This window comes from Methanothrix thermoacetophila PT (assembly GCF_000014945.1).
Lineage (GTDB): Archaea > Halobacteriota > Methanosarcinia > Methanotrichales > Methanotrichaceae > Methanothrix_B > Methanothrix_B thermoacetophila.
The window spans coordinates 1,836,582-1,858,443 of the sequence record NC_008553.1; the positions used below are offsets into that span (position 1 = coordinate 1,836,582).

The following is a 21,862-nucleotide window of genomic DNA, read 5'->3' on the forward strand; positions in this document are numbered from 1 at the left end:
TGATGGGTTATATAGATGATTGGCTGGAGATCATCAAGATCCGGCTCTGGCATCCCCGCCTTTCATGGTGGGGAGGAAGTCACCACATGAAATTGCAGACCGCACTGGACAAAGCCTATATCCAGGCAGGTTGCAGGAACAGCAGGAGCGTGGTTCAGATACGGACTGTCGTGTGGTGTTCGCTGCTGTTATGCCTGCTGATGGCCTCCATGGCCTCCGGCCAGGATGTCGGCTGCAACGTTAGCGACGGCGTTTGCAGGATCGTATCTGCGGCTGAGATCATGGGGAAGATCCGCGCTGGAGAGCCAGTGATGTATGAGAACGTCTTCGTCTCGGGAGATATCAACCTCAGCAGGATCGGAAAGCCCGTGGTCTCTCCGATAAAGATAGTAAACTCTACGATCAACGGCTCGCTGAATATCAACGGTGTTGAGTTCATGGGCCCCCTGAACCTCAGCGGCACGGTGTTCTCAGGGGATGTGGCCGCGAGGGGTGCGAGTTTCGGCTCTGACGTCTCTTTCGCGGGCGCGCATCTGCTCAGGGTTGCTGAGTTTACCCTGACAAAATTCGGAGGGGTTGCAAACTTCGTCGGGACGAATTTTCACGGGCCGGTGAGCATGGGCTACGCCCAATTCTCCAAGGTGGGGAGTTTCGAGGGGGCAGCGTTCTGGAATTGTGCGGATTTCTCGAACGCGCAGTTCATGGATGACACAAGCTTCGAAAGGGTTCATTTTCTCAGGAGTACGAGCTTCGAGTTCGCGCGGTTCTATCAGCTTATCTCCTTCTGGCGCTCTGTGTTTCATGAAGAGGTGAGCTTTGCGAACAGCGAGTTCTCCGGAACGGCCAACTTCATAAGCGTGAGTTTCGATGAGAACGCGATATTCATGGGCTCCAGGTTCTCCCATGATGTAACGTTCAGTGCGGCACAGTTTTCGAAATCCGCTGTATTTGGCCTTGCAGCTTTCCAGGGATTCTCCGACTTTTCCAGCGCTCTCTTCAAATCAGTCGCATTCTTCGGGCTCGCAAAGCTCGAGGACAATACGAGGTTTGCGAACACGACATTTGATGGGGATCTCGTGCTCACGAGCTCGCGCATATACTCTATGCAGCTCGAGAACGCGAGCTTCTCAGATTCATCTAAGATATACCTGAACGAGGCCGACTTCACGAGAATGCTCGCCCGCTGGTCTCTGATAAAAGATCATCTCGTCTACGACAGCGCCGCTTATCTAGCACTCGTGAAGAACTACAAGAACATGGAGTGGAGGGACGACGCGAACGACTGTTACTACCAGTACAGGAGGATAAGCCAGTCCTCTGAGCCGTGGGGATTGGAGAAGATGATCGATGTGATCTCATGGCTCTCCTGCGGTTACGGCGTGAAGCCGAGCTACACCATATTCTGGTCGATGTTCATGATCCTCCTCTTCGGTTTGGTGTACTGGATCGGCAACGGGATAAGGGAGATCGCCTGGGAGAACCTATCGGATGAGGAGGTGGATGGAGAGCAGGAGAAGAATCCAGAGGCCCACGAGGGTGATTCTGATAGCGTCTCTGAGAGCAGGCCTGTGCGATCGACGGAGAGGCGCATACCGTTCTCAGACTCGATATTCTTCAGCGCGATGTCGTTCACCGCCCAGTCACCAGCCTCGCTCTATCCTGTCGGCATATACAAGCACGTCAGCATGATCGAGGGGATACTCGGATGGTTCCTGCTGGGGCTGTTCGTGGTTGTTCTCAGCGGGATGCTGATACGATAAGTATTTATTGCGATGTTTGTGATACATCTATAGATCTGGTGGGGCAGGCAAATTGACACCAAAAAATTTGCGGCAGTGTGTCAGAAGATATGTGGTTCTGTATAGCTTGTGATTAAAGGGGGAATAAAATACATAATTTCGGGCAACCAGAGGGAGGAACATGATTTACAACAGAGTGGGATTTGTGCGCACTGCAATAACAAAAATATTTTTGATGCTTTTGATCATAGTGATCGTAGCTGCAAATAATGTTTCAGCACTTACGTTAGACAGTTCCTCTGGTGTATGGACCAGTGTCACTGGCGGAAGTGGTATAACAGGAGTGAATACAAATGAGGTGAGGTGGGGAACACCTGCAGAAAAGTATAAAAGCGGGCTACGTTTTGATGGAGTCACATCAAGTCAGAATATAGAAACTGGCAAGGACTTTTGTTTAGGTAAGCTCACGCACTTCAATTACCCTGTTTATTCTGGAACTGCGGCATCGGGAGCTAAATTAAAGATAACACTTCATTTTTCCAATCCGTCCATCACAGCTGATTTTTATTACGATCTGACAATTGATGAGACGCCCAACAGCGGCACATGTGAAAGATGTGCGTATAAACCATGCGAAACACCATGCCCTGACAAAGTGTCCTGGTCAAATACACTCTCATCCCAGTCATTTTTCATCAATGGTGAGGAGTATATCGTTCAGATAGCGGGATTTGTAAATCAATGTCCGGGTGGAACACCTGTATCTGATTTTATAACTCAGGAGAAAAAGAAAAACGAAGCGTATCTTGTTGGCAGGGTTCTTCTAAAAAGACCAGCTATAGGTGTTGTGAAGACAGCATCTCTTGATGGTACATGTCCTGGCACGGATCCAGTTACTGCTGGTATAGGCGCTACGGTGACCTACTGTTATCAGGTCCAGAACACAGGAGATGTCAAATTAACAGATGTGAGTCTCACGGACGACAAGTATGGCACTATAACGCTTGATAAGACGACACTTGAGCCAGGCGAAACAGCAGAAGGTACATCGACACATACGGTCACGCCATCAGATTATCCGTTGTTGAAGAATATTGCAACAGCGACAGGCAAAACGCCCATAGGATCCACTATTAGTGCCGTAGATGACTGTAAGGTCAATGTTGTCTGCACACCTCTCACAGTTTCAGTTAGTCCGACATCGGGCGAGCTGAACTGCAATGTAAACGAGGTCGAGCTCGAAGCAACTGTTTCAGGAGGCAAACCGGATTACTCGTACCAGTGGTACAAGGACAACAGTCCGATAACAGGAGCGACCGGTTCGAGCTACACAGCGACAGGAGCAGGTAGCTACAAGGTCGTGGTGACCGATGCAAACGGTTGTACCGGGACGTCGGATGAAGTTCCAGTGACCAGTGTCGGTTCGCCGAGTGTGAGTGTTGGACCGACATCGGGCGAGCTGAACTGCAATGTAAACGAGGTCGAGCTCGAAGCAACTGTTTCAGGAGGCAAACCGGATTACTCGTACCAGTGGTACAAGGACAACAGTCCGATAACAGGAGCGACCGGTTCGAGCTACACAGCGACAGGAGCAGGTAGCTACAAGGTCGTGGTGACCGATGCAAACGGTTGTACCGGGACGTCGGATGAAGTTCCAGTGACCAGTGTCGGTTCGCCGAGTGTGAGTGTTGGACCGACATCGGGCGAGCTGAACTGCAATGTAAACGAGGTCGAGCTCGAAGCAACTGTTTCAGGAGGCAAACCGGATTACTCGTACCAGTGGTACAAGGACAACAGTCCGATAACAGGAGCGACCGGTTCGAGCTACACAGCGACAGGAGCAGGTAGCTACAAGGTCGTGGTGACCGATGCAAACGGTTGTACCGGGACGTCGGATGAAGTTCCAGTGACCAGTGTCGGTTCGCCGAGTGTGAGTGTTGGACCGACATCGGGCGAGCTGAACTGCAATGTAAACGAGGTCGAGCTCGAAGCAACTGTTTCAGGAGGCAAACCGGATTACTCGTACCAGTGGTACAAGGGAGATTCGCTGATAAATGGAGCAACTGGTTCGAGCTATACAGCCAGAGAAGCAGGTATCTACAAGGTCGAGGTGACCGATGCAAACGGCTGTACCGGGACGTCGAATGAAGTTACAGTGATCAGAGTCGGTTCGCCGAGTGTGAGTGTCAGTCCGGCATCGGGCGAATTGAACTGTAATGTAAACAGCATCGAGCTCACAGCAACGGTTACTGGAGGCGAAGAGCCGTACTCGTACCAGTGGTACAAGGACGACAGTCCGATAACAGGAGCGACCGGTTCGAGCTACACAGCGACAGGAGCAGGTAGCTACAAGGTCGTGGTGACCGATGCAAACGGTTGTACCGGGACGTCGGATGAAGTTCCAGTGACCAGTGTCGGTTCGCCGAGTGTGAGTGTTGGACCGACATCGGGCGAGCTGAACTGCAATGTAAACGAGGTCGAGCTCGAAGCAACTGTTTCAGGAGGCAAACCGGATTACTCGTACCAGTGGTACAAGGGAGATTCGCTGATAAATGGAGCAACTGGTTCGAGCTATACAGCCAGAGAAGCAGGTATCTACAAGGTCGAGGTGACCGATGCAAACGGCTGTACCGGGACGTCGAATGAAGTTACAGTGATCAGAGTCGGTTCGCCGAGTGTGAGTGTCAGTCCGGCATCGGGCGAATTGAACTGTAATGTAAACAGCATCGAGCTCACAGCAACGGTTACTGGAGGCGAAGAGCCGTACTCGTACCAGTGGTACAAGGACGACAGTCCGATAACAGGAGCGACCGGTTCGAGCTACACAGCGACAGGAGCAGGTAGCTACAAGGTCGTGGTGACCGATGCAAACGGTTGTACCGGGACGTCGGATGAAGTTCCAGTGACCAGTGTCGGTTCGCCGAGTGTGAGTGTTGGACCGACATCGGGCGAGCTGAACTGCAATGTAAACGAGGTCGAGCTCGAAGCAACTGTTTCAGGAGGCAAACCGGATTACTCGTACCAGTGGTACAAGGACGACAGTCCGATAACAGGAGCGACCGGTTCGAGCTACACAGCGACAGGAGCAGGTAGCTACAAGGTCGTGGTGACCGATGCAAACGGTTGTACCGGGACGTCGGATGAAGTTCCAGTGACCAGTGTCGGTTCGCCGAGTGTGAGTGTTGGACCGACATCGGGCGAGCTGAACTGCAATGTAAACGAGGTCGAGCTCGAAGCAACTGTTTCAGGAGGCAAACCGGATTACTCGTACCAGTGGTACAAGGACAACAGTCCGATAACAGGAGCGACCGGTTCGAGCTACACAGCGACAGGAGCAGGTAGCTACAAGGTCGTGGTGACCGATGCAAACGGTTGTACCGGGACGTCGGATGAAGTTCCAGTGACCAGTGTCGGTTCGCCGAGTGTGAGTGTTGGACCGACATCGGGCGAGCTGAACTGCAATGTAAACGAGGTCGAGCTCGAAGCAACTGTTTCAGGAGGCAAACCGGATTACTCGTACCAGTGGTACAAGGGAGATTCGCTGATAAATGGAGCAACTGGTTCGAGCTATACAGCCAGAGAAGCAGGTATCTACAAGGTCGAGGTGACCGATGCAAACGGCTGTACCGGGACGTCGAATGAAGTTACAGTGATCAGAGTCGGTTCGCCGAGTGTGAGTGTCAGTCCGGCATCGGGCGAATTGAACTGTAATGTAAACAGCATCGAGCTCACAGCAACGGTTACTGGAGGCGAAGAGCCGTACTCGTACCAGTGGTACAAGGACGACAGTCCGATAACAGGAGCGACCGGTTCGAGCTACACAGCGACAGGAGCAGGTAGCTACAAGGTCGTGGTGACCGATGCAAACGGTTGTACCGCAGAGTCCAGTGCGACAATAACAGAGGTCGAGTGTATTACTAAGATCATAGTCGACAAGGTTACAGACCCAAGCGGCTCGACTGAGAGCTTCGAGTTCACAGGCTCCTGGAGTGGAGGCACGACATTCTCTCTGACCGACGGTGCCGATCCTTACGATAGCGGGCAGCTTGAACCAGGCGAGTACACGGTAACCGAGATTGTGCCTGATGGCTGGGACCTGAGCAGCATAGAAATCGATGGTGATACAGATGGTGGATCCACCTCCACCACGTCAGGCTCCACTGCCACAATCGATCTTGATGCAGGCGAGACGATCAGAGTCACGTTCACCAATACCCTCAAGACAGGCGGTCAGGGCAAACTCGACGTCAGCGGATACAAGTTCAACGATCTGAACGGGAATGGTAATTGGGATACAGGAGAGCCTGGAATCGAGGGCTGGACGATTTACCTCTCGGACGGCACAACAACGATCTCGACTACTACCGGCTCAGATGGGAGCTACTCCTTCACAAACCTGCCCGCTGGAAAGTACACGATAACAGAGGAGGAGAGGGCAGGATGGAGCAGAACACTCCCTGCAGATCTCGGAAGCTATGAGATCAACTTTGACGGCGAGGAGGACAGGAGCGTAGCGGACCAGAACTTCGGAAATGTTCAGACTGTACAGCCGCAGGCCAAGCTTGCGATAACCTCCACTCCTCAGGATCCCTGCAGCAATACGCCTGTGGTTGTAACAGTGAGCTGTGAGAACCTGCAGGGCGATCTCTGCGGCAGCATCGCCAGCATGACTCTGTACTACGATTCCTCCTCAGTGGAGATGACGAAGGGTTCGAACGGCAGATGGACCGCGACGGTGCCAGGCCAGTCTGCAGGCACCACACTCAGCGTTTACGCAGTGCCGAAGGACTCCCAGGGCAATTTCATAGAATCGATAGGGACGACCGCGACCGTGGAAATAACCTGGGTGGACTGCGCAATCGATATCGAGAAGACTGCTGATAGGGAGACCGTGGAGCCTGGCGACACCATAACATACACTCTCACGGTGAAAAACACCGGCAGCGCGACGATAAATGATGCCACAGTGGTCGACACGCTCCCGCCAGGCACGCTGTACAAATCCGCGGATCCAGAGCCGTCAGGCGTCAGCGGCAGTGTCGTCACGTGGAACCTGGGGGCTCTCGAGGCGGGCGCATCTGTGGTCATCACCCTGACCGCGACGGTCGAGAGCGACGTATGCACGCGCCAGAGCTTCACGCCATCAGATGAGCAGAACCAGAAGCGCGGTCTGGCTCCACCTGTGACAGGAGAGGAGAGGCTCACCATAATGGCAGCATCTCCCGTCGACCAGGAGCTGATCGATTCTCTATATAGAAATATGACCAGACTGGAGGCGAAGCTGAACTACGTCAGGAAGTACAGGGACACGTTCGATAAGGTGAACGCCTCTCTGGTCATCAGCAACGTCACTCTGAACGGCTCTGTGTACAAGCTGATGAACTACACCAACACCACAACCGGAGATGTTCTCACAGAGGCCTACAACTCCTCAGGAGCTCTTGCATGGTCCCTCCTTGTGAGGCCTCAGAAATACGACTCCCTGCGCACAGAGTACGTCAACGGCAGGGTAGTCTCTGAGAACTACATCACAAGAGAGCCATGGGAGGGCCTCCTCATCGAGTACGACAGGCCATATCCAGGGTACACGAACCTCACGGTCACTTACTATCCGACGGGCGATACGCTTGTCGTCGTCAGGGATCTCTACGGGAATGTGATCAGCAGGGAGTACAAGAAGCTGCCAGGAGTGCCGCCTGTGCCCCTGGAGCTCGAGAACTGCGCCACGGTTAAGGGCAGAATAGGCGAGATAGAGGTGAGCGACAGCTCCTGCGCCATAGTCACTTTGATATGCCCATTACCGGTGCAGGGAAAGCTCACACTGGATAAAAGGCCCTCCGTCGAGGTCGCATCTGTCGGCCAGACGATCACGTACACATATACGATCACAAACGGTGGGGAGATAACGATCTCTAACATCTACGTATACGATGATCGGCTTGGCAGGATCAATGCAGATCCCATAACCCTCGACCCGGGAGATACCACCGAGGTCACCGCGACATATGTTGTAAAAGCCACAGATGAATCTCCGATAAAGAACATCGCAACAGCAAAAGGCGAGGATCCGAATGGCGATCCTGTGGTCTCGGACCCGGCTGAGGCTGAGGTCATGATCGCTAGTGAGGTCCTCTTCAACAAGACCGCTGAGCCGAAGGTGGTCGAGCCTGGAGACACGATAACGTACACGATAAGGTATCAGAACAGGGGGGGCACATTACACGACGTCCGCATTGTGGATTACTACCCGAACGAGGTTTATTTCATAAGCGCGACCCCTGCGCCGACGAGCGGGAACAATGTATGGTACATAGGGGATCTCGCTAGTGGCGAATCTGGCGAGATAGTGATACTCGTGGGCGTTGCACAGGAGCTGGGCAACATGAGCTTCAGGATGGACCAGAGCGTTAGCGGCTCAGGTTACGTCAACGTTTACAACAACCTCTGCACCACCCCGCCGAGGATAGTGAACAGGGCTGAGATGGTCTACAGGCTTACTCAGAATGGAGAGAGCACAAAGGTCACTACAGCCGCAGAGGTCCAGCTCGGACCGCCTGCCACATGCGCCAAGATCAAGGAGCACGGGAGCGGGTCGTACGAGACTGATGATCTTGTGAGATACGAGCGCGGAAACCGCACGATAACATGGAACAAGAGCCTGTCAGCGACGCATTACCCGACATCGTTCTCTCTTCCAAGAAACAGAAGCTTGAACTACACGACGCTCTGGGTCGAGAAGCAGAAGGCCAAGAACTACGCGACAGACGCATCATTCAGCGAGGAGTACACGTATGCCAGGGACATAAAGCGCGATAGCTCCCTCCAGATGGACGAGAACGGCTCCAGGCTCATGATCGATACGGAGTTCACAGGCATGGGTCATGTTGGAATACTCAAAGCCAGGGAGGGCAACCTGACGAAGAACGCCTTGGACAATGCTGTTTACGAGAGCAGGGAGGACTACGTCGGCAGCTTCAGGTTGTATCAGAAGGTCGATGAGTACGGCGAGCACCTCCGCTCCGAGAGCGAGGCGAGCGGCACGGGCTTTGCATCTGTGGATAAACGTCTTGGATCTGCCCAGCGCTCCTACGAGTCTGGCACTGGCAGCTACGAGAGCTCCCAGCTCATGGACACCCTTAGCAGCTACATGCACAAGGAGATCAGCCTCGAACACGCGCCTGCGAACTACACGTACTCACAGGGCATGGGTGTGAACTACACCGGCAAGTGGTACGAGGGGATGTGGTCAAAGACGGATAAGAGCCTGATCAGCGAGAGCTTCTCATCGCTTAACACCCTCGAGAAGGAGACGTACGCGAGGGGCCTGAACGAGATGGAGACCGAGGCGGAGTTCTCAGGAAAGGCTGACTTCAGGGTCCTCTACCAGGATCTGAGCGGCAGGGAGGGAAGAACTGTTGATCTCGTCGATCAGTACATCGGTGATTACAAGGTGAACCGCAAGGTCTCGATAACAGGTGTATCCAGATACAGCTACCCGCACATCTCTGTGAGAAAGGAGGGCTCCGTCGACCTGGCGAACAGCACATACGCTGATTACAGGATCATCGTTGAGAACGACGGCAACGTCAATCTTGGGCCTGTATACATCCTTGACATCTTCCCGCCTGGCACGGAGTACGTGGGATCATCTGCAAGACCTGGTGAACTGACATCAGAGTATGCGAACTGGACGCTCCTGCACCTTGGAATAGGCGATACCGCAACGATCTCGCTCACTCTCAACATAACAGAAGAGGTATCGAACCTGGTCAACAGGGTGATCGTTTCAGGAGCGCATGACGATGAATGGGTCACGGCCAGAAACTTCTCCTCGATAAAGGTCGACTGGCTCGAGTGCTGTCCGGCGGAGCTCACGGCAACTAAGACAGCGGCAGTGCACAACGACACTGTGAGTTACAGGATCTCGCTGAGCAACAGAGCGAACTACACGATGGTCGCGTTCGTGATCGATTACATACCATCAGATATGCAGCTGATCAACTACTCGCTCACGCCCTCCCAGATACGAGAGAACAGGATCGAGTGGGCGATACTCGATCTCAGGCCCGGAAAGAGGATCGATATCGATTACAACATGAGAGCGCTCAGGAGCGGCACGTTCACGAACAGGGCCAGGGTGGAGGCCTACCCGATCGATGGGCCAGGATCGGTCGAGGCAGATCTGGCGGCCAGAGCATACGTCGGAGTCGAGATAAAAGAGCGGGAGAGAGAAGGGTGGACAGTGCCGAAGTGCATGGGTCTGAACTGCACCGAGTCGTACAGGGACGACTGGATGTCATGCAGCACATGTGCACCGGAGTAGAGCAGAAGGACGGCGGGAGGTCATCCCGCCACTCATTTGTTTTCTCAGATGCTCAGAGTTGTTTTTCTGAGCTTCTCAGAGCAGGATGTTATCTGAATGCTGGTGGCTGCCCTGCTGGCCCCTTCCTTTTGCGAGCAGCTTCTCCCTGTGGAGGTACATCGCAGCCCTGTTCGCGTACTGCCTGTTCGTCGAGATCACCCGCTCCCTGAGCTCCGGCGTAACCTTTCTGATCTCTCTCGCTGGCACACCAGCCCACAGCGTCTCAGGCGGCACCTTCGTGCCCTCGAGCACAAGAGCGCCCGCAGCAACTATTGCGCCACTGCCCACAACAGATCCGCTGAGAACGGTGGCGCCTATGCCCACCATCGCCCAATCCTCTATATGAGAGGCATGCACAGTGACCCTGTGGCCGAGCGTGACGTGATCCCCTATGATACATGGCGTGTCCGGCTCCACGTGCAGCACCGAGCAGTCCTGGATGTTGCTCTTCTCCCCGACCTCTATGTAGGACTCATCTCCTCTGAGAACGCATCCATACCATACAGAACTTTCCCGCTTCAGAACAACCCGTCCGATAAGAACAGCGCCGGGGCTCACCCATGCGGTCTCATCCACAACCGGCTCGCACCACAGCGCCTCCCAGTCAGATCTCTCAGAGGGATACGGCAGATCGGGCGGTTCAGGCACTGAGGCTGCAGGCCATATGCTTTTTTCGCTCATGATGAAACAGGATAAAATGGATCCGAGATATCATTTGCGATCTGCAGCAGTGGTTTGCAGCAAACGTGTGGCTCAGGCTTATGGACAGGATCGGGATGGCAGCGCGTCCTGCGAGGCGCGAAGGGGCCACTGGCAGTGGATGTGATCATCAGGAGATTTCAGGCGGCGTGTTTCATCTTGAGCTGCGATGTTTTGTCTATTCTCTTCAGAAGGTATGCGGTCGCAGCGCCTCCCGCGATCGTAAGGAACCAGAGCTGTATCAGTCTGGAGAGTATTGTCGCAGCGACAGCGTAGCTGGTGGGAACCCCGATGGCGCTGAAGAGCGTTATCATCACTATGTCGACAAGCCCGATGCCGCCGGGAAGCACCAGAGGAAGCATCTGGATGAATATCATCACAGCGTAGACCGCGAATATCGCCCACATCGATACTTCGATACCCATCGACTTGAACGTGACAAACGCGACCAGATTCATGCAGAACCAGGCTGCGAACGCCCATGCTGAGCTCACAATGATCGTCCACCTGTGCTCCGTGAAGCCATTCATTGCAGAGTGGAATCTCCGGACTATGCCGATGCACAGGTTTCTGTCCACCCTGCGATTGAACACCTTCTCGATGAACTCGATCAGCCTCGATATGATCCCTTCAAGCCAGCCGCTCGAGAAGCATATGCCTACGAATATCGCATTGATGCCGAAGAGAACAAATGCGATTCCCGAGCACGTCGCGATCGCCCACGCTGGCGCGTTCGTCTCGAACACTAGGTAGACCATGCCGATCGCGATTCCAAAAAAGAACGGCACGGCAGTGATTATGCGCGTCGCGGCGACCGTTGCCGAGGACCGATCAATCCCAGGAGACGCAAGCTTCTCCAGGAAGTATATCCTTGCGGTCTCGCCTGAGAAGCTCCCAGATGGTATGAGATTGTTGAGGAATATGCAGGATAGGTACATCAGAAACGCATCCGAGACCGACATACTGCAATCAAATTTGATGGCAACACGCCTCCAGGCGAGGCCGTCGAAGAGCACGCCGAGGAGCGCCAGGATGAATCCGAGAGAGAAGATGCGGAGATCCACGGATCTCATGCTATCCGCTATCTCTGAGAAGCCGACATGGTAGAGGTACGTGAGATACAGCGATGTGCCGACCACCACCAGGGCGATCGACTTTCTCGCGTTCGGCGTGGGAAGCTCTATCCCATCTCGATACACACTGAATGGAACGATCTGAAGATAAAAATAGCTTATCGTCGTGAGGGCCTGCCAGCTCGATGAAGGTGAATGCTGCCGGTAAAAATATTGAGGGGGCACCGAAGAGAGGCGTTCCCGGTGAAAGGCGATCAGATGGAGAGCAGAGGAGTGTTCGTCCTCAGCGCACTCTCCGCATCCCTTAGAAGATCTTGCATGCCTTCCATCTGCCGGTATCTCCTAACAAGAACCTCTGCGAGGCTACCGTTATCGATGCGCTCTTTGATCAGCGGGAGATATGCCATCTCATCAGGAGACGCGTGCCTTTCCGCCTCTATGTAAAGCCTCTGGAGCTCGGGTTTCATCTCTGATGTGCCTCTCCTGATGGCGAGATACATCATCTCCCTCAGACTCTCTTCATCATCCTCCAGGGAGATATCGCTTCGCAGAAGTGCATTTAGGAAAGCGGTCACACCCATATCAGATCTTATGCACTCCTGCTCATCTATGGCTTTGACCTCAAGACATCTTCTTTTAAACCTGACGATAATCCCCCTGGAGTTCACCCACTCCCTGCAGAGCAGATCTGCGCCTCTTTCCTGGAGTTTCCTGTATATCACTCTGTTTATTATAACATAATCCCTGATGCTTCTGATTCTCTCAGGTATCACATCATGGCATATCTCCGGGATCTCCCGCTGGTTCTCCATGTAGAAAAGAAGCCTGTTATCCATGTATCCTGTGAATCTGCCCTCAACAAACGGGGATGCTGCAGATATCGCTATCAGGTAGGGCAGCAGGGCTCTCAGCCTGTTGAACATCTCCACCAGCATATCGCTTCCGGCGTATGAGATGTTAATCTGTAGAGCCTGAATGTTCAGCCAGCCGTGCTGTTTTATGTTGAAGAGCCTGTCATAGATGTGGTAGTACTCGGCCTCGTCATGCTCCCAGAAGGTAGTCTGGTCCAGTGTTAGAAGGGGATGCATCCCCAGCCCGAGGAATCTGTACTCCCCGAAGCAGCTGTAAAGCCTCCTGACTCCACCATAAAGCAAAGCCTCCAGCTCCTGAAGGCTCTCAGCCGGTGGCGGAACCAGCTCCAGGACGTGCTTCTGGAGCTCCTTTGAAAGGCGTAGAGCGCCAAAATCTATCTCGTGCTCGACCCTCCCACTCAATCTTTTTATGAGCAAATCTGAGATTGGGAGGGGATTGAAGCAGAGGTCGTTTATGGAGTACTCATGCTCTGTGCCTATCATATGAGATCTCCATGACCTTGAACGTCTCAGGCTCCTCTATTTTAAGAACAGCTGCGAGTTCATCCTCTCTCATATTCTCAATCAGATCGAGGATCTTCTCAACCGCCAGCTTTAGCTGTCTCTCGTACGCCTCTCGATCTCTGAGAAGATAACCTGCGAGGGGGCATATGCTCTCCCTCTTGAGGTAGATCTCCACCCTTCCGTCCATCATATCGAAGGTGAAGGGACCTGCTGAACACGTCTCAGGCTTGAGATGATGCAGCCTGCACCTTCCATTCTCCAGGAGCACGCATGACCCGTCATCCCTCGCCCTGAGCCTCTTGTAGCCAGCGTGTTCGATATCATCAGGGCGTAGACCTGCGGAGATCAGAATCTCCGCACGCTTCTCCGTAAGAGGCGGCCTTGCATCGATGCAGCAGATGCCACCGCATGAGCTGCAGATGTTGCTGAATACATCAGAATCTACATCAGAATCCACTTCGGTCACCTCATCTCTCGAAGTCGATCCTGTATGCCAGAGGTTCCTCGGATCCGAGCACGTTCTGGGTGGATGGGTCGAACCTCGCATCTCTCATGTAGCTCTGCAGCCCTGATGGCATGTAGCTGAGCGTGTCCGCATACTGATCGCCGTTTATGAGGTATGATATTATCCTCCTGTATATCTCAGGGTAGCAGACATCCTCACCGCCATCGAGCGATGGGTTGTCGTTGACCTCTATGACGTAGAGACGGCCGTTGCTCTCCTTGATGTCCACTCCGTACAGCCCCTTGCCTATGGCCTTTCCCGCCTCAATCCCCAGATCTATGATCTCCGACGGCACATCCTCCGGCGGAACGCTCTCCACCCCACAGTAAACGAGATGACCGTTCACAGATGCCTGGATCTTGAAGGTCTGGGCTGGGATGACATATCTGCATGCGTAGAGGAACTCTCCATTGAGCACGCCAATCCTCCAGTCGAAGCTGCTCGGCACGTACTCCTGCACCACGATCCAGTCCGAGAGCCTGAGGAACCGCTTCGCTATCCTCATGAACTCCTGGACGTTCGACGCCTTCTCGACCCTTGCCGAGAACGATGTCGAAGGTTCCTTTAACACCAGCGGCGTGCCGAGCCTCTCGAAGAGCGCCCTGGCGTACTCCGGCGCTATCTCCCTCTTGCTCGGGAAGACCGTCCTGGGTATGGGCAGCTTCTTCTTCATCAGGTGGAGGTACATGTTGATCTTGTCGGAGCATATCTGGATCGATGCTGGATCGTCTATTACAGGGATCCCGTAAAGGCTCGCGATTCTAGATGCGACATACGTCGCATTCATCGGATCCGTGTTGGCTCTTATGAACAGAGCATCGAGCTTCGGAATCCTGTTTATGTCCACCGGGAATATGAACTCCGCAGTGTGTCCCATGCTCTCGGCAGCATCTCTGCACTTTATGAGCGCGGTGAGCTGCTCTGAGCTGCTAAGCGTTTGTCTGTTGACGAATATTCCCAACCTGCTCAACTGCTCACCCTCTTCTCAAGGATGCTCTTCATCAGATCCCTCTCCTTTTCGGAGAGCTGGGAGTACATCACAGGTGCAAGTGATGACAAACGATATCCTCCAAGATCTCTGACGAGCACGAGGCTCACCAGTGGTATGTTGAAGACCGCATAGATCTTCTCAGCCAGCGTCTCTATCTCATCAGAGCAGTCGATCGTTCTTCCGAAGATGGAGGTGTACACTGCCACCTCTGCCTCATCGCTTATCTTCTGATAGCAGAACGGGTACTTGCCGTAGTTTGTCACGTGCTTTATCGCCTTCTTCGCGCTTGTGAAATCCTTCACGACAAAATGTTCAGAGGGTGTGGAGAAGTAGTTCAGCCCGTAGACTATCGCTGGAAGAGTTATGTATGCGTAAGAGACGACCCACTCGCATACAGGTATCCCTGCCATTCTTGCTTTCTCGAGACATATCGGCACAATGTAAGCATCGAGAACCGCACTGCTGCTTGGAACTGTCCTGATTCCCTCGAACTCGTTCTGCACTATCGTGTAGTATGGCTCTGTCTTGTAGAAGTAGCTCTCGTTGATTATGTATACTGTCCCATTTTTATTTAATGTATACATAATATTCTTCTTTGGAATAGTGTGACGTTTGTTCATACGAGCGGCCACCAGCTCTGGAAAACAGTCTGGATGCAGCCAGTTGGCCTTATCACCACTCCACTACGGTGTTTTTTATGGTATCTGCGCTCCATAAGGAGATCCTCGGCACCACAGTGTGCCGGACGGCTTTACTGTAGATGTCTGGAAGTATTTAGAGCTTACCCTGATGCATTCTCAGAACTTCTGAGTTCTCTAACATCGAGAAGCTCGATCATACTTCTTATATCTGTTGCCGGAAAGCTGCATGTGTATCTGCTGCAGACATACGCGGTGGCCTTTTTATCCACAGGTCTCAGAGAAGATGCCCACTCCGGAGGTCTATCACCTGATACCACGACCTTTCTCGGTGCGTAGACGGACCAGAGCGCGCGCAGCATAGTTCTTGTATTATCCGCATCGCCCACGATTGCGATCTCATGCGACGGGCCGAGCGCGAGATCGAGAGCGATCAGGAGTCCCACCTGCGCAGGCAGGGAGGCCATGCTGATGTGCCTGAGGCTCATCGAAGCGATCTCCTCCAGATCCGGCCTGCCGAGGATTTTCCCGAGCAGGAGCATGTCCATGGTGGCCATCGAATAGCCTGATGGGATCGCACCATCGCGGATCTCCTTTCTTTGCAGGATGATGTCACTCTGCTCCTTCATCGTGTAATAGAACCCTCCATCCGGATCTGAGAAATGGGAGACCATCTCATCACACAAGATCTCAGCTCTCTCCAGATACCTTCCGTCGAACCCGGCCTGGTAAAGCTCTATCAGCCCAAAGATGAGGAAGGCGTAATCGTCCAGAATCGACACCCTGCTTCCCTTATAGGAATGCATCAGCATGCCGTCTCTGTGCATGCTCGACAGCACGAAATCCGCTGCCTCGGATGCTATGCGGAGCCATCTCTCATCTCCCAGAACCTGGGCACCTCTGGAGAATGCCGCTATCATCAATCCATTCCAGTCCGCAAGCACCTTCTCATCTCTGAAGGGTTTTCTCCTCAGAGATCTTGCATCCAGAAGTTTTCTTCTTATGGGCTCGCTGGTGTGCTTGAACTCGCTCAATTCGCCTTTCAGCGAGATCCTGAGGACGTTCTTTCCATCGCTCCCGCCGATTGGCTCGAGGACGAACACCTCCAGCGCTTTTTTCAGATCATCACCAAGAGCATCTCGAAGCTGATCCATTGTCCAGAGATAATATCCTCCCTCGATGTTATCGCTCTCTGCGTCCAGCGCTGAGCAGAAAGCGCCATCGGGTGATCTCAGATCCTCAGCAACGAAACCGAGTATCTCATCTGCCACAATCGCGTAATCCCTCTTTCCTGTGGCCTGATACGCCTCAAGATAAACCACAGACATCAGCGCCTGGTCGTAGAGCATCTTCTCGAAGTGGGGCACGCCCCAGCTCGAATCAGTTGAGTACCTGTGGAAACCATATGCGAGCTGGTCGTATATGCCGCCGCATCGCATCTCCCTGAGAGTCAGCTCCACCATCTCCAGAGCTTTCATCTCCCCTGTTCTGTGCCAGTACCTGAGCAGGAACAGCAGATTCTGTGCCAGGGGGAACTTCGGGGCTCTCCCAAACCCTCCGCTGGTCCAGTCGAAGATCCCAGAAAGCTCGAGGTACGCTCTGCTCAGAGTACTCTCATCCGCATTCGACGCCTGGAGATGCGTATCAGCCTTTCGCATGGCGTTCAGCACCTTGAATCCGAGAGATGTGAGCTCGGATCTCCGATTTCTCCAGAGCTCCTCCACCAGCGGTATGAGCTCCCTCAGCCCCATCATACCGAGCCGCCCATCCTTCGGGATATATGTGGCTGCAAAAAAGGGAATGCCATCCGGGGACATTATGATCGTCAGAGGCCATCCGCCCCTGCCGGTGATGATCTGGCAGGCCTCCATGTAAATGGCGTCGATATCCGGCCTCTCCTCCCTGTCCACCTTCACGCATACAAATGCCCTGTTCAGCATCTCAGCGATCCTCTCATCCTCAAAAGACTCCCTTGCCATCACGTGGCACCAGTGGCACGTGGAGTACCCTATGGAGAGAAATATCGGCCTGTCCTCAGCTCTGGCACGCTCGAAGGCCTCAGGAGACCAGGGATACCAGTCCACGGGGTTGTATGCATGCTGGAGGAGGTAAGGACTTGACTCTCCAGCAAGACGGTTGGGCTTGCGATCCATATGTGGTTTAATGCTACATTCATGTAAATTGTTTTCTGTATTTGTTGGGTGGATGCATTTTGCATCACCATTTCCAGCAGTGCCCAGAAGATCACGCTCTGAAGGTTTTCAGGCTCACGTCACCAGATTATCAATACAATCAGAACGCTTCCATTGGGCGATCTACCTACCCGAAGACTGCTAGCGTCTCTGGATGTGTCCGAATAAGAGCTGAATTCAGAAATCTGCGGCTTGCTGCTTTTTGGGTGGAGGAGATACTCAATCCTTATTCGGACACGTCCGCGTCTCTGATAGTCATGTTTTTGTATTATTGTGTAGTTAAACACAAAAACATGGAAGGTGACATAATCTGCCCTGCCTGCGACTCCGCCACTGAGCACACTGTTTTACATGCGGGCAGGGATCTCGTGGTGAGGTGCGAGGTCTGTGGCACGGTGCACTCGGTGGCACCTCACCCTCATGTTAGGATGACGCCTCTAAAGGTCATCGTGAGCTCCGGACCGAACTCGAGAGTGTACCGCGTAAGTGTCCCTCGTAATGATATGCTCTCGGTTGGCTCTGAGATAGTGGTCGATGATGGGCGGAGCGATGTTGTTGTGGCGGAGGTAACTGCTATTGAGACAGACAAGAGGGTGAGCCATGCTCTTGCCAGGGATGTGAAATGCGTATGGTCGAGGGCCGTGGATGATGTTGTGGTCAAGATCTCTGTGTACAGGGCTGGCCGGACGAGATCATTCAGGATCATGACGAAGGGCGACGAGGTTTTCGCGGTCGGTGATGTCCGAGAGGTCGAGGGTCTCAGGTACAAGATAGTGAAGATCAAGGGGCGCAATGGTGGGTTTCCGGAAAGCTCTGAGGCCAGGGATATCATAAGGGTGTGGGGGCGCCAGCTTTGAGGAAGGAGAGGCTCATCGAGAGCCTCAGGAACTATGTGAGCGAGAGGGTTGTGGAGGCGATGTCTAGGGTGCCCAGGGAGCTCTTCGTTCCCGAGGAGCTCAGGCCCATGGCGTATGAGGATCGCCCACTCCCCATAGGCCACGGCCAGACGATATCTGCGCCCCATATGGTGGCGATGATGTGTGATCTTCTGGATCTGCGGGAGGGCATGAAGGTCCTCGAGGTCGGCGGAGGCTGTGGATATCATGCGGCTGTGATGGCGGAGCTGGTTGGCCCATCTGGGCATGTCTACTCGGTGGAGCGCATTCCGGAGCTGGTTGAGATGGCACGACGGAATCTGGAAAGGGCGAGATACAGAAACGTGAGCATGATCTTAGGAGATGGGACCCTGGGGTACAGCGAGCAGGCACCATACGACAGGATAAGCGTCGCGGCATCCGCGCCTGATATACCGGAGCCGCTGAAAGAGCAGCTCAGGCCAGGCGGAAGAATGGTTATCCCCGTCGGCTCATACTCACAGGACCTTCTTGTCGTTACAAAGAATCATGATATAAGGGTCGAGCGGGCCATGGGCGTCATATTCGTTCCGCTCATAGGGAAGTACGGCTTCAAGGACTCGTTCTGGTGAGATGCACAGCATCGGTGGAGCATCTCACCGATGATGCGCCTGCTGATTCTCAGATCTATTCAACGAGTGTCTCAAAACAGCCTGATGCACCCTGCACAGGCATAATCGGCCGTCACACCAGATTGCTGCACACCAGATTGCTGTTTTGAGACGATTTTGGAATTTCAAATGAGATTCTGAACACCATTTCCCTGTCCCTGGCTCGAGTATCCCTGGATCGCAGCTGGTACCGCTGAAATCCCGGTGTTCGTCTGTGTTGATGGAGCGGACACAGGCGAATACGAGACAGGAACAGGTTGCCCTGTTGGAATCCCCACGATCGTCGGTGCTGCAGATACCGTGCCGAGCCAGACCTTGGCCATCACCTGAGTGAACGTGTATCCAGGGGCAACTGCAGTTATCACATAATACCCGGAGGGCAGATCCATGCCGTAATACCCGAGCATATCAGTGGTTATGGTGAAGCTTCCCCCCTCCCCGCTGGAGATTACGACCCTTGCCCAAGGAATACCAGCGCCGTTCTGGTCAACCACACGCCCGACTAGGCTGTATGTTGTGGGATACCTTCCGGGATCGACGAGCACCGATACGTTATTTGTGAGCAGCCCGCCCACCCGCATGACGTAGAGATGGTTTGTCAGCAGATCAGCCTGGGCTCCTGTTATTCTGTACCAGCCAGGCATCATGAGACCTGTTGAGTAGACCATTCTGCCGTTATCATAAAGCAGGAGATTGCCCGGAACAGATGTGTATACCCACAGTATTATCGGGTCTCCGAGAATCACAGACGCCCGGGTTGTGAGCATGCTGCCCTGCTGAACGTATAGAATGTTCGGCAGCCTCAGCTCATCCTTTATGGTCAGCCCCTCTGCAATGGGATCCATCCTCTCGATAACCATCTGCTGAGAATCAAATGGAGCATACGGGTCCCACTCAGGTCGCTCCACAGCAAATGGGTTCAGGTAATCTGGCTCAACAGTCGTGACGGCCTGCTGCGGCGTGCTCCATGGGGTCAGCCAGTCAGGCTGCTTCGTTCCGGCAGCCCCGAAGGCCTCACAGGGTCCTGCAATGAGATTGAGCAGAATCGCGAGCAGAATGATGTGCTTTACATAGTCCATACCGACTCCCCAGCAGAGTAGAGAGTACTGGAAGATAAATATTGCGTGATGTCAGGAATTATTCGTAAAGCGCATGCAGCACGGCATTCAGCGAAATGCCATCGATGCACTCTGTCTTCTTTGAATACAACTCAACCTGTACATACGCTATCGATCTGTGCTCTCGATCTGCACATTTCATTTCAGCAGTCGAACGCATATGGGCCGCATGTTTTAGATGTATCTGATCTGCATCCGAATGTATGGCATTCAGAGGATGAGCCACTATCAGGCCAGACGTAGATGTATATGTAGTTAGACCAGTCGGTTGTGCAGTAGGCGAGTATGTGCCATCCCACCTTCTCACCGTAGAACCATGTCGGGAACCAGCCTGTGGTCTTGTAGCCGAAGCCCTTCACACTTGGAGAGCAGTAATATCCCCTGGGGAAGCTGCCACATGGGGCCCATTCGTACGACCAGTATCTTCCAGGGCGCCTGATGTTCGACCAGAGCGGGAGCCACTCGCCCTGAACAACACCGGCAGCTGTGACAAGCTTGTTCGGCCATACCTGTATGTAATATTCATTGCAGCCGCACCTCTTCTCTGGACAGCTGCAGGATGCAACTTTTGGGAATACTGGATTGAGATCAGCATAGCATTCATCTCCCGAGCATCCCGGATAGATCTTGTTTGAGTCCGGAAGGATCAGTTGCTCTGTGTTCACATCAGGAGGCGTTGGCGCGCCCTGAACGCTGGATTCAGAGGTTGATTGGACAGACTGGATGACATTAGAGCTCTGGACGTTGGATACGGATTGTATTATGTTCGTATTCGAGTGTATCACGGAGGTCGGCCAGACATAGATGTAGATATAGTTCGACCATCCGTTGCAGTAGTAGCTGATGATGTGCCAGCCGGGAGCGTCACCATAGAACCAGCCGCGCTTGTACCCGGGCCACGACCAGCCCCACCACCGGACCTTTGGGGCCGAGCTTGAGGGATACCATTCATATGTATACAGGTTCCCTGCGGAGGCTATCTGCGCCCAGAGGGGAAGGTATCCGCCAAGCCAGCATCCGCCTACAGTTCTGAGCCCTGAGGACGTCTGGACATAAAGCCTGTTTCTGGATGTCGATGAGCCCGGCCAGTACCAGGCACCGCTGGTGTCGAATGAAAGACCTGCAGGAGGTGTTGCTGAGCTGAAGTCGAGACTCCCATCAGGCTGGAAGCTATCAGCGCTCGGCTCCTGGAGCTTCAGATCCGTCGGGGTCATGCGCTCTGCATAGGGTCCCTGCGCCTCAGGGGCTGCCGAAAAACCGCCGAGGATGTTCTCAAGGCTTCTCCACGGCTGCTGGTCCGGCAGCTGCGAGCCTGTTGATGGTGATTGAGATCCAGGATACTGCGTGCTCTGCGGGTAGCCCTGCCCGCTCATCGCTGATGGGCTGTCGAGAGGTGTAAAATCGGAATAGCCCTGGACACCGCCATCGCCTATGGCACCGAAGGCGACATTGATGAGCGCAAACGCGATAAGGATACAGGCATAGAGCTTCAACGTGACCCCGACCTCATATGCTACTCCAGGAAAATATGAGCACTTCATCTATATATATTTTGGGAGGGGCCCGGTTTCCCTGGAACCCAGCTCGAACCTCGCGACCGGAAACCACACGAGTGGAGAAGCTGAACGGTTACCGCTCAAAAGA

13 protein-coding genes are annotated in these 21,862 nt (G+C 53.6%); 4 read left to right on the top strand and 9 right to left on the bottom strand.

Annotated elements, in window-relative coordinates; all coding sequences use genetic code 11:
• Positions 1–200: 200 nt before the first annotated feature.
• The gene (locus MTHE_RS08850; RefSeq protein WP_175265961.1) at positions 201–1,760 is read left to right on the top strand and encodes a pentapeptide repeat-containing protein; all 1,560 of its coding nucleotides are present in this window, start codon (positions 201–203) and stop codon (positions 1,758–1,760) included.
• 214 nt (positions 1,761–1,974) lie between these two features.
• Positions 1,975–10,062, top strand: coding sequence for a THxN family PEP-CTERM protein (locus MTHE_RS08855; RefSeq protein ID WP_217417059.1), 8,088 nt, complete (start codon positions 1,975–1,977; stop codon positions 10,060–10,062).
• A 75-nt stretch (positions 10,063–10,137) separates the two neighbouring features.
• Here MTHE_RS08855 and MTHE_RS08860 read toward each other — a convergent pair whose 3' ends face one another.
• The 7 genes from MTHE_RS08860 to MTHE_RS08890 form a co-directional block, all read right to left on the bottom strand.
• Entirely contained in the window at positions 10,138–10,782 is a 645-nt protein-coding gene (locus MTHE_RS08860) for a gamma carbonic anhydrase family protein (protein WP_011696835.1), read from the bottom strand.
• A gap of 158 nt (positions 10,783–10,940) precedes the next feature.
• A complete protein-coding gene (locus MTHE_RS08865) occupies positions 10,941–11,999 on the bottom strand; it encodes a lysylphosphatidylglycerol synthase transmembrane domain-containing protein (protein WP_175265963.1) in 1,059 nt (352 codons plus the stop codon).
• A gap of 128 nt (positions 12,000–12,127) precedes the next feature.
• Positions 12,128–13,228, bottom strand: coding sequence for a glutamate-cysteine ligase family protein (locus tag MTHE_RS08870; RefSeq protein WP_011696837.1), 1,101 nt, complete (start codon positions 13,226–13,228; stop codon positions 12,128–12,130).
• Positions 13,209–13,715: a YkgJ family cysteine cluster protein gene (locus MTHE_RS08875; protein WP_011696838.1), complete on the bottom strand. Its 507-nt coding sequence runs from the start codon at positions 13,713–13,715 to the stop codon at positions 13,209–13,211. Before MTHE_RS08875 ends, MTHE_RS08870 begins: the two co-directional genes overlap by 20 nt.
• A gap of 1 nt (position 13,716) precedes the next feature.
• Entirely contained in the window at positions 13,717–14,724 is a 1,008-nt protein-coding gene (locus MTHE_RS08880; protein ID WP_011696839.1) for an ATP-grasp domain-containing protein, read from the bottom strand.
• Complete coding sequence (locus tag MTHE_RS08885) at positions 14,721–15,329, bottom strand: RimK-like ATPgrasp N-terminal domain-containing protein (RefSeq protein ID WP_232840860.1); 609 nt, start codon at positions 15,327–15,329, stop codon at positions 14,721–14,723. The genes MTHE_RS08880 and MTHE_RS08885 overlap by 4 nt, the downstream gene beginning before the upstream one ends.
• Before the next feature lie 197 nt (positions 15,330–15,526).
• Entirely contained in the window at positions 15,527–17,536 is a 2,010-nt protein-coding gene (locus MTHE_RS08890; RefSeq protein ID WP_011696841.1) for a thioredoxin domain-containing protein, read from the bottom strand.
• Between the two features lie 332 nt (positions 17,537–17,868).
• On the opposite strand from MTHE_RS08890, the gene MTHE_RS08895 reads away from it, so the two are divergent.
• Positions 17,869–18,432, top strand: a complete 564-nt coding sequence (locus tag MTHE_RS08895; protein WP_011696842.1) for an HVO_0476 family zinc finger protein — start codon at positions 17,869–17,871, stop codon at positions 18,430–18,432.
• Positions 18,429–19,061: a protein-L-isoaspartate O-methyltransferase gene (locus MTHE_RS08900; RefSeq protein ID WP_011696843.1), complete on the top strand. Its 633-nt coding sequence runs from the start codon at positions 18,429–18,431 to the stop codon at positions 19,059–19,061. The genes MTHE_RS08895 and MTHE_RS08900 overlap by 4 nt, the downstream gene beginning before the upstream one ends.
• 164 nt (positions 19,062–19,225) lie before the next feature.
• On the opposite strand, the gene MTHE_RS08905 is transcribed toward MTHE_RS08900, so the two are convergent.
• Both MTHE_RS08905 and MTHE_RS08910 read right to left on the bottom strand, forming a co-directional pair.
• Positions 19,226–20,179 (bottom strand): carboxypeptidase-like regulatory domain-containing protein, encoded by a 954-nt coding sequence (locus tag MTHE_RS08905; protein ID WP_011696844.1) that lies wholly within the window; start codon positions 20,177–20,179, stop codon positions 19,226–19,228.
• A 182-nt stretch (positions 20,180–20,361) separates the two neighbouring features.
• Positions 20,362–21,759 (bottom strand): hypothetical protein, encoded by a 1,398-nt coding sequence (locus MTHE_RS08910; RefSeq protein WP_175265965.1) that lies wholly within the window; start codon positions 21,757–21,759, stop codon positions 20,362–20,364.
• Between the last annotated feature and the right edge of the window lie 103 nt (positions 21,760–21,862).

Coding starts and splice junctions, on each gene's coding strand:
- MTHE_RS08895 (WP_011696842.1), top strand. CDS start 17,869: ATGGAAGGTGACATAATCTGCCCTGCCTGCGACTCCGCCACTGAGCAC.
- MTHE_RS08850 (WP_175265961.1), top strand. CDS start 201: ATGGCCTCCATGGCCTCCGGCCAGGATGTCGGCTGCAACGTTAGCGAC.
- MTHE_RS08905 (WP_011696844.1), bottom strand. CDS start 20,179: ATGGACTATGTAAAGCACATCATTCTGCTCGCGATTCTGCTCAATCTC.
- MTHE_RS08860 (WP_011696835.1), bottom strand. CDS start 10,782: ATGAGCGAAAAAAGCATATGGCCTGCAGCCTCAGTGCCTGAACCGCCC.
- MTHE_RS08885 (WP_232840860.1), bottom strand. CDS start 15,329: ATGTATACATTAAATAAAAATGGGACAGTATACATAATCAACGAGAGC.
- MTHE_RS08910 (WP_175265965.1), bottom strand. CDS start 21,759: ATGAAGTGCTCATATTTTCCTGGAGTAGCATATGAGGTCGGGGTCACG.
- MTHE_RS08855 (WP_217417059.1), top strand. CDS start 1,975: ATGCTTTTGATCATAGTGATCGTAGCTGCAAATAATGTTTCAGCACTT.
- MTHE_RS08870 (WP_011696837.1), bottom strand. CDS start 13,228: ATGATAGGCACAGAGCATGAGTACTCCATAAACGACCTCTGCTTCAAT.
- MTHE_RS08890 (WP_011696841.1), bottom strand. CDS start 17,536: ATGGATCGCAAGCCCAACCGTCTTGCTGGAGAGTCAAGTCCTTACCTC.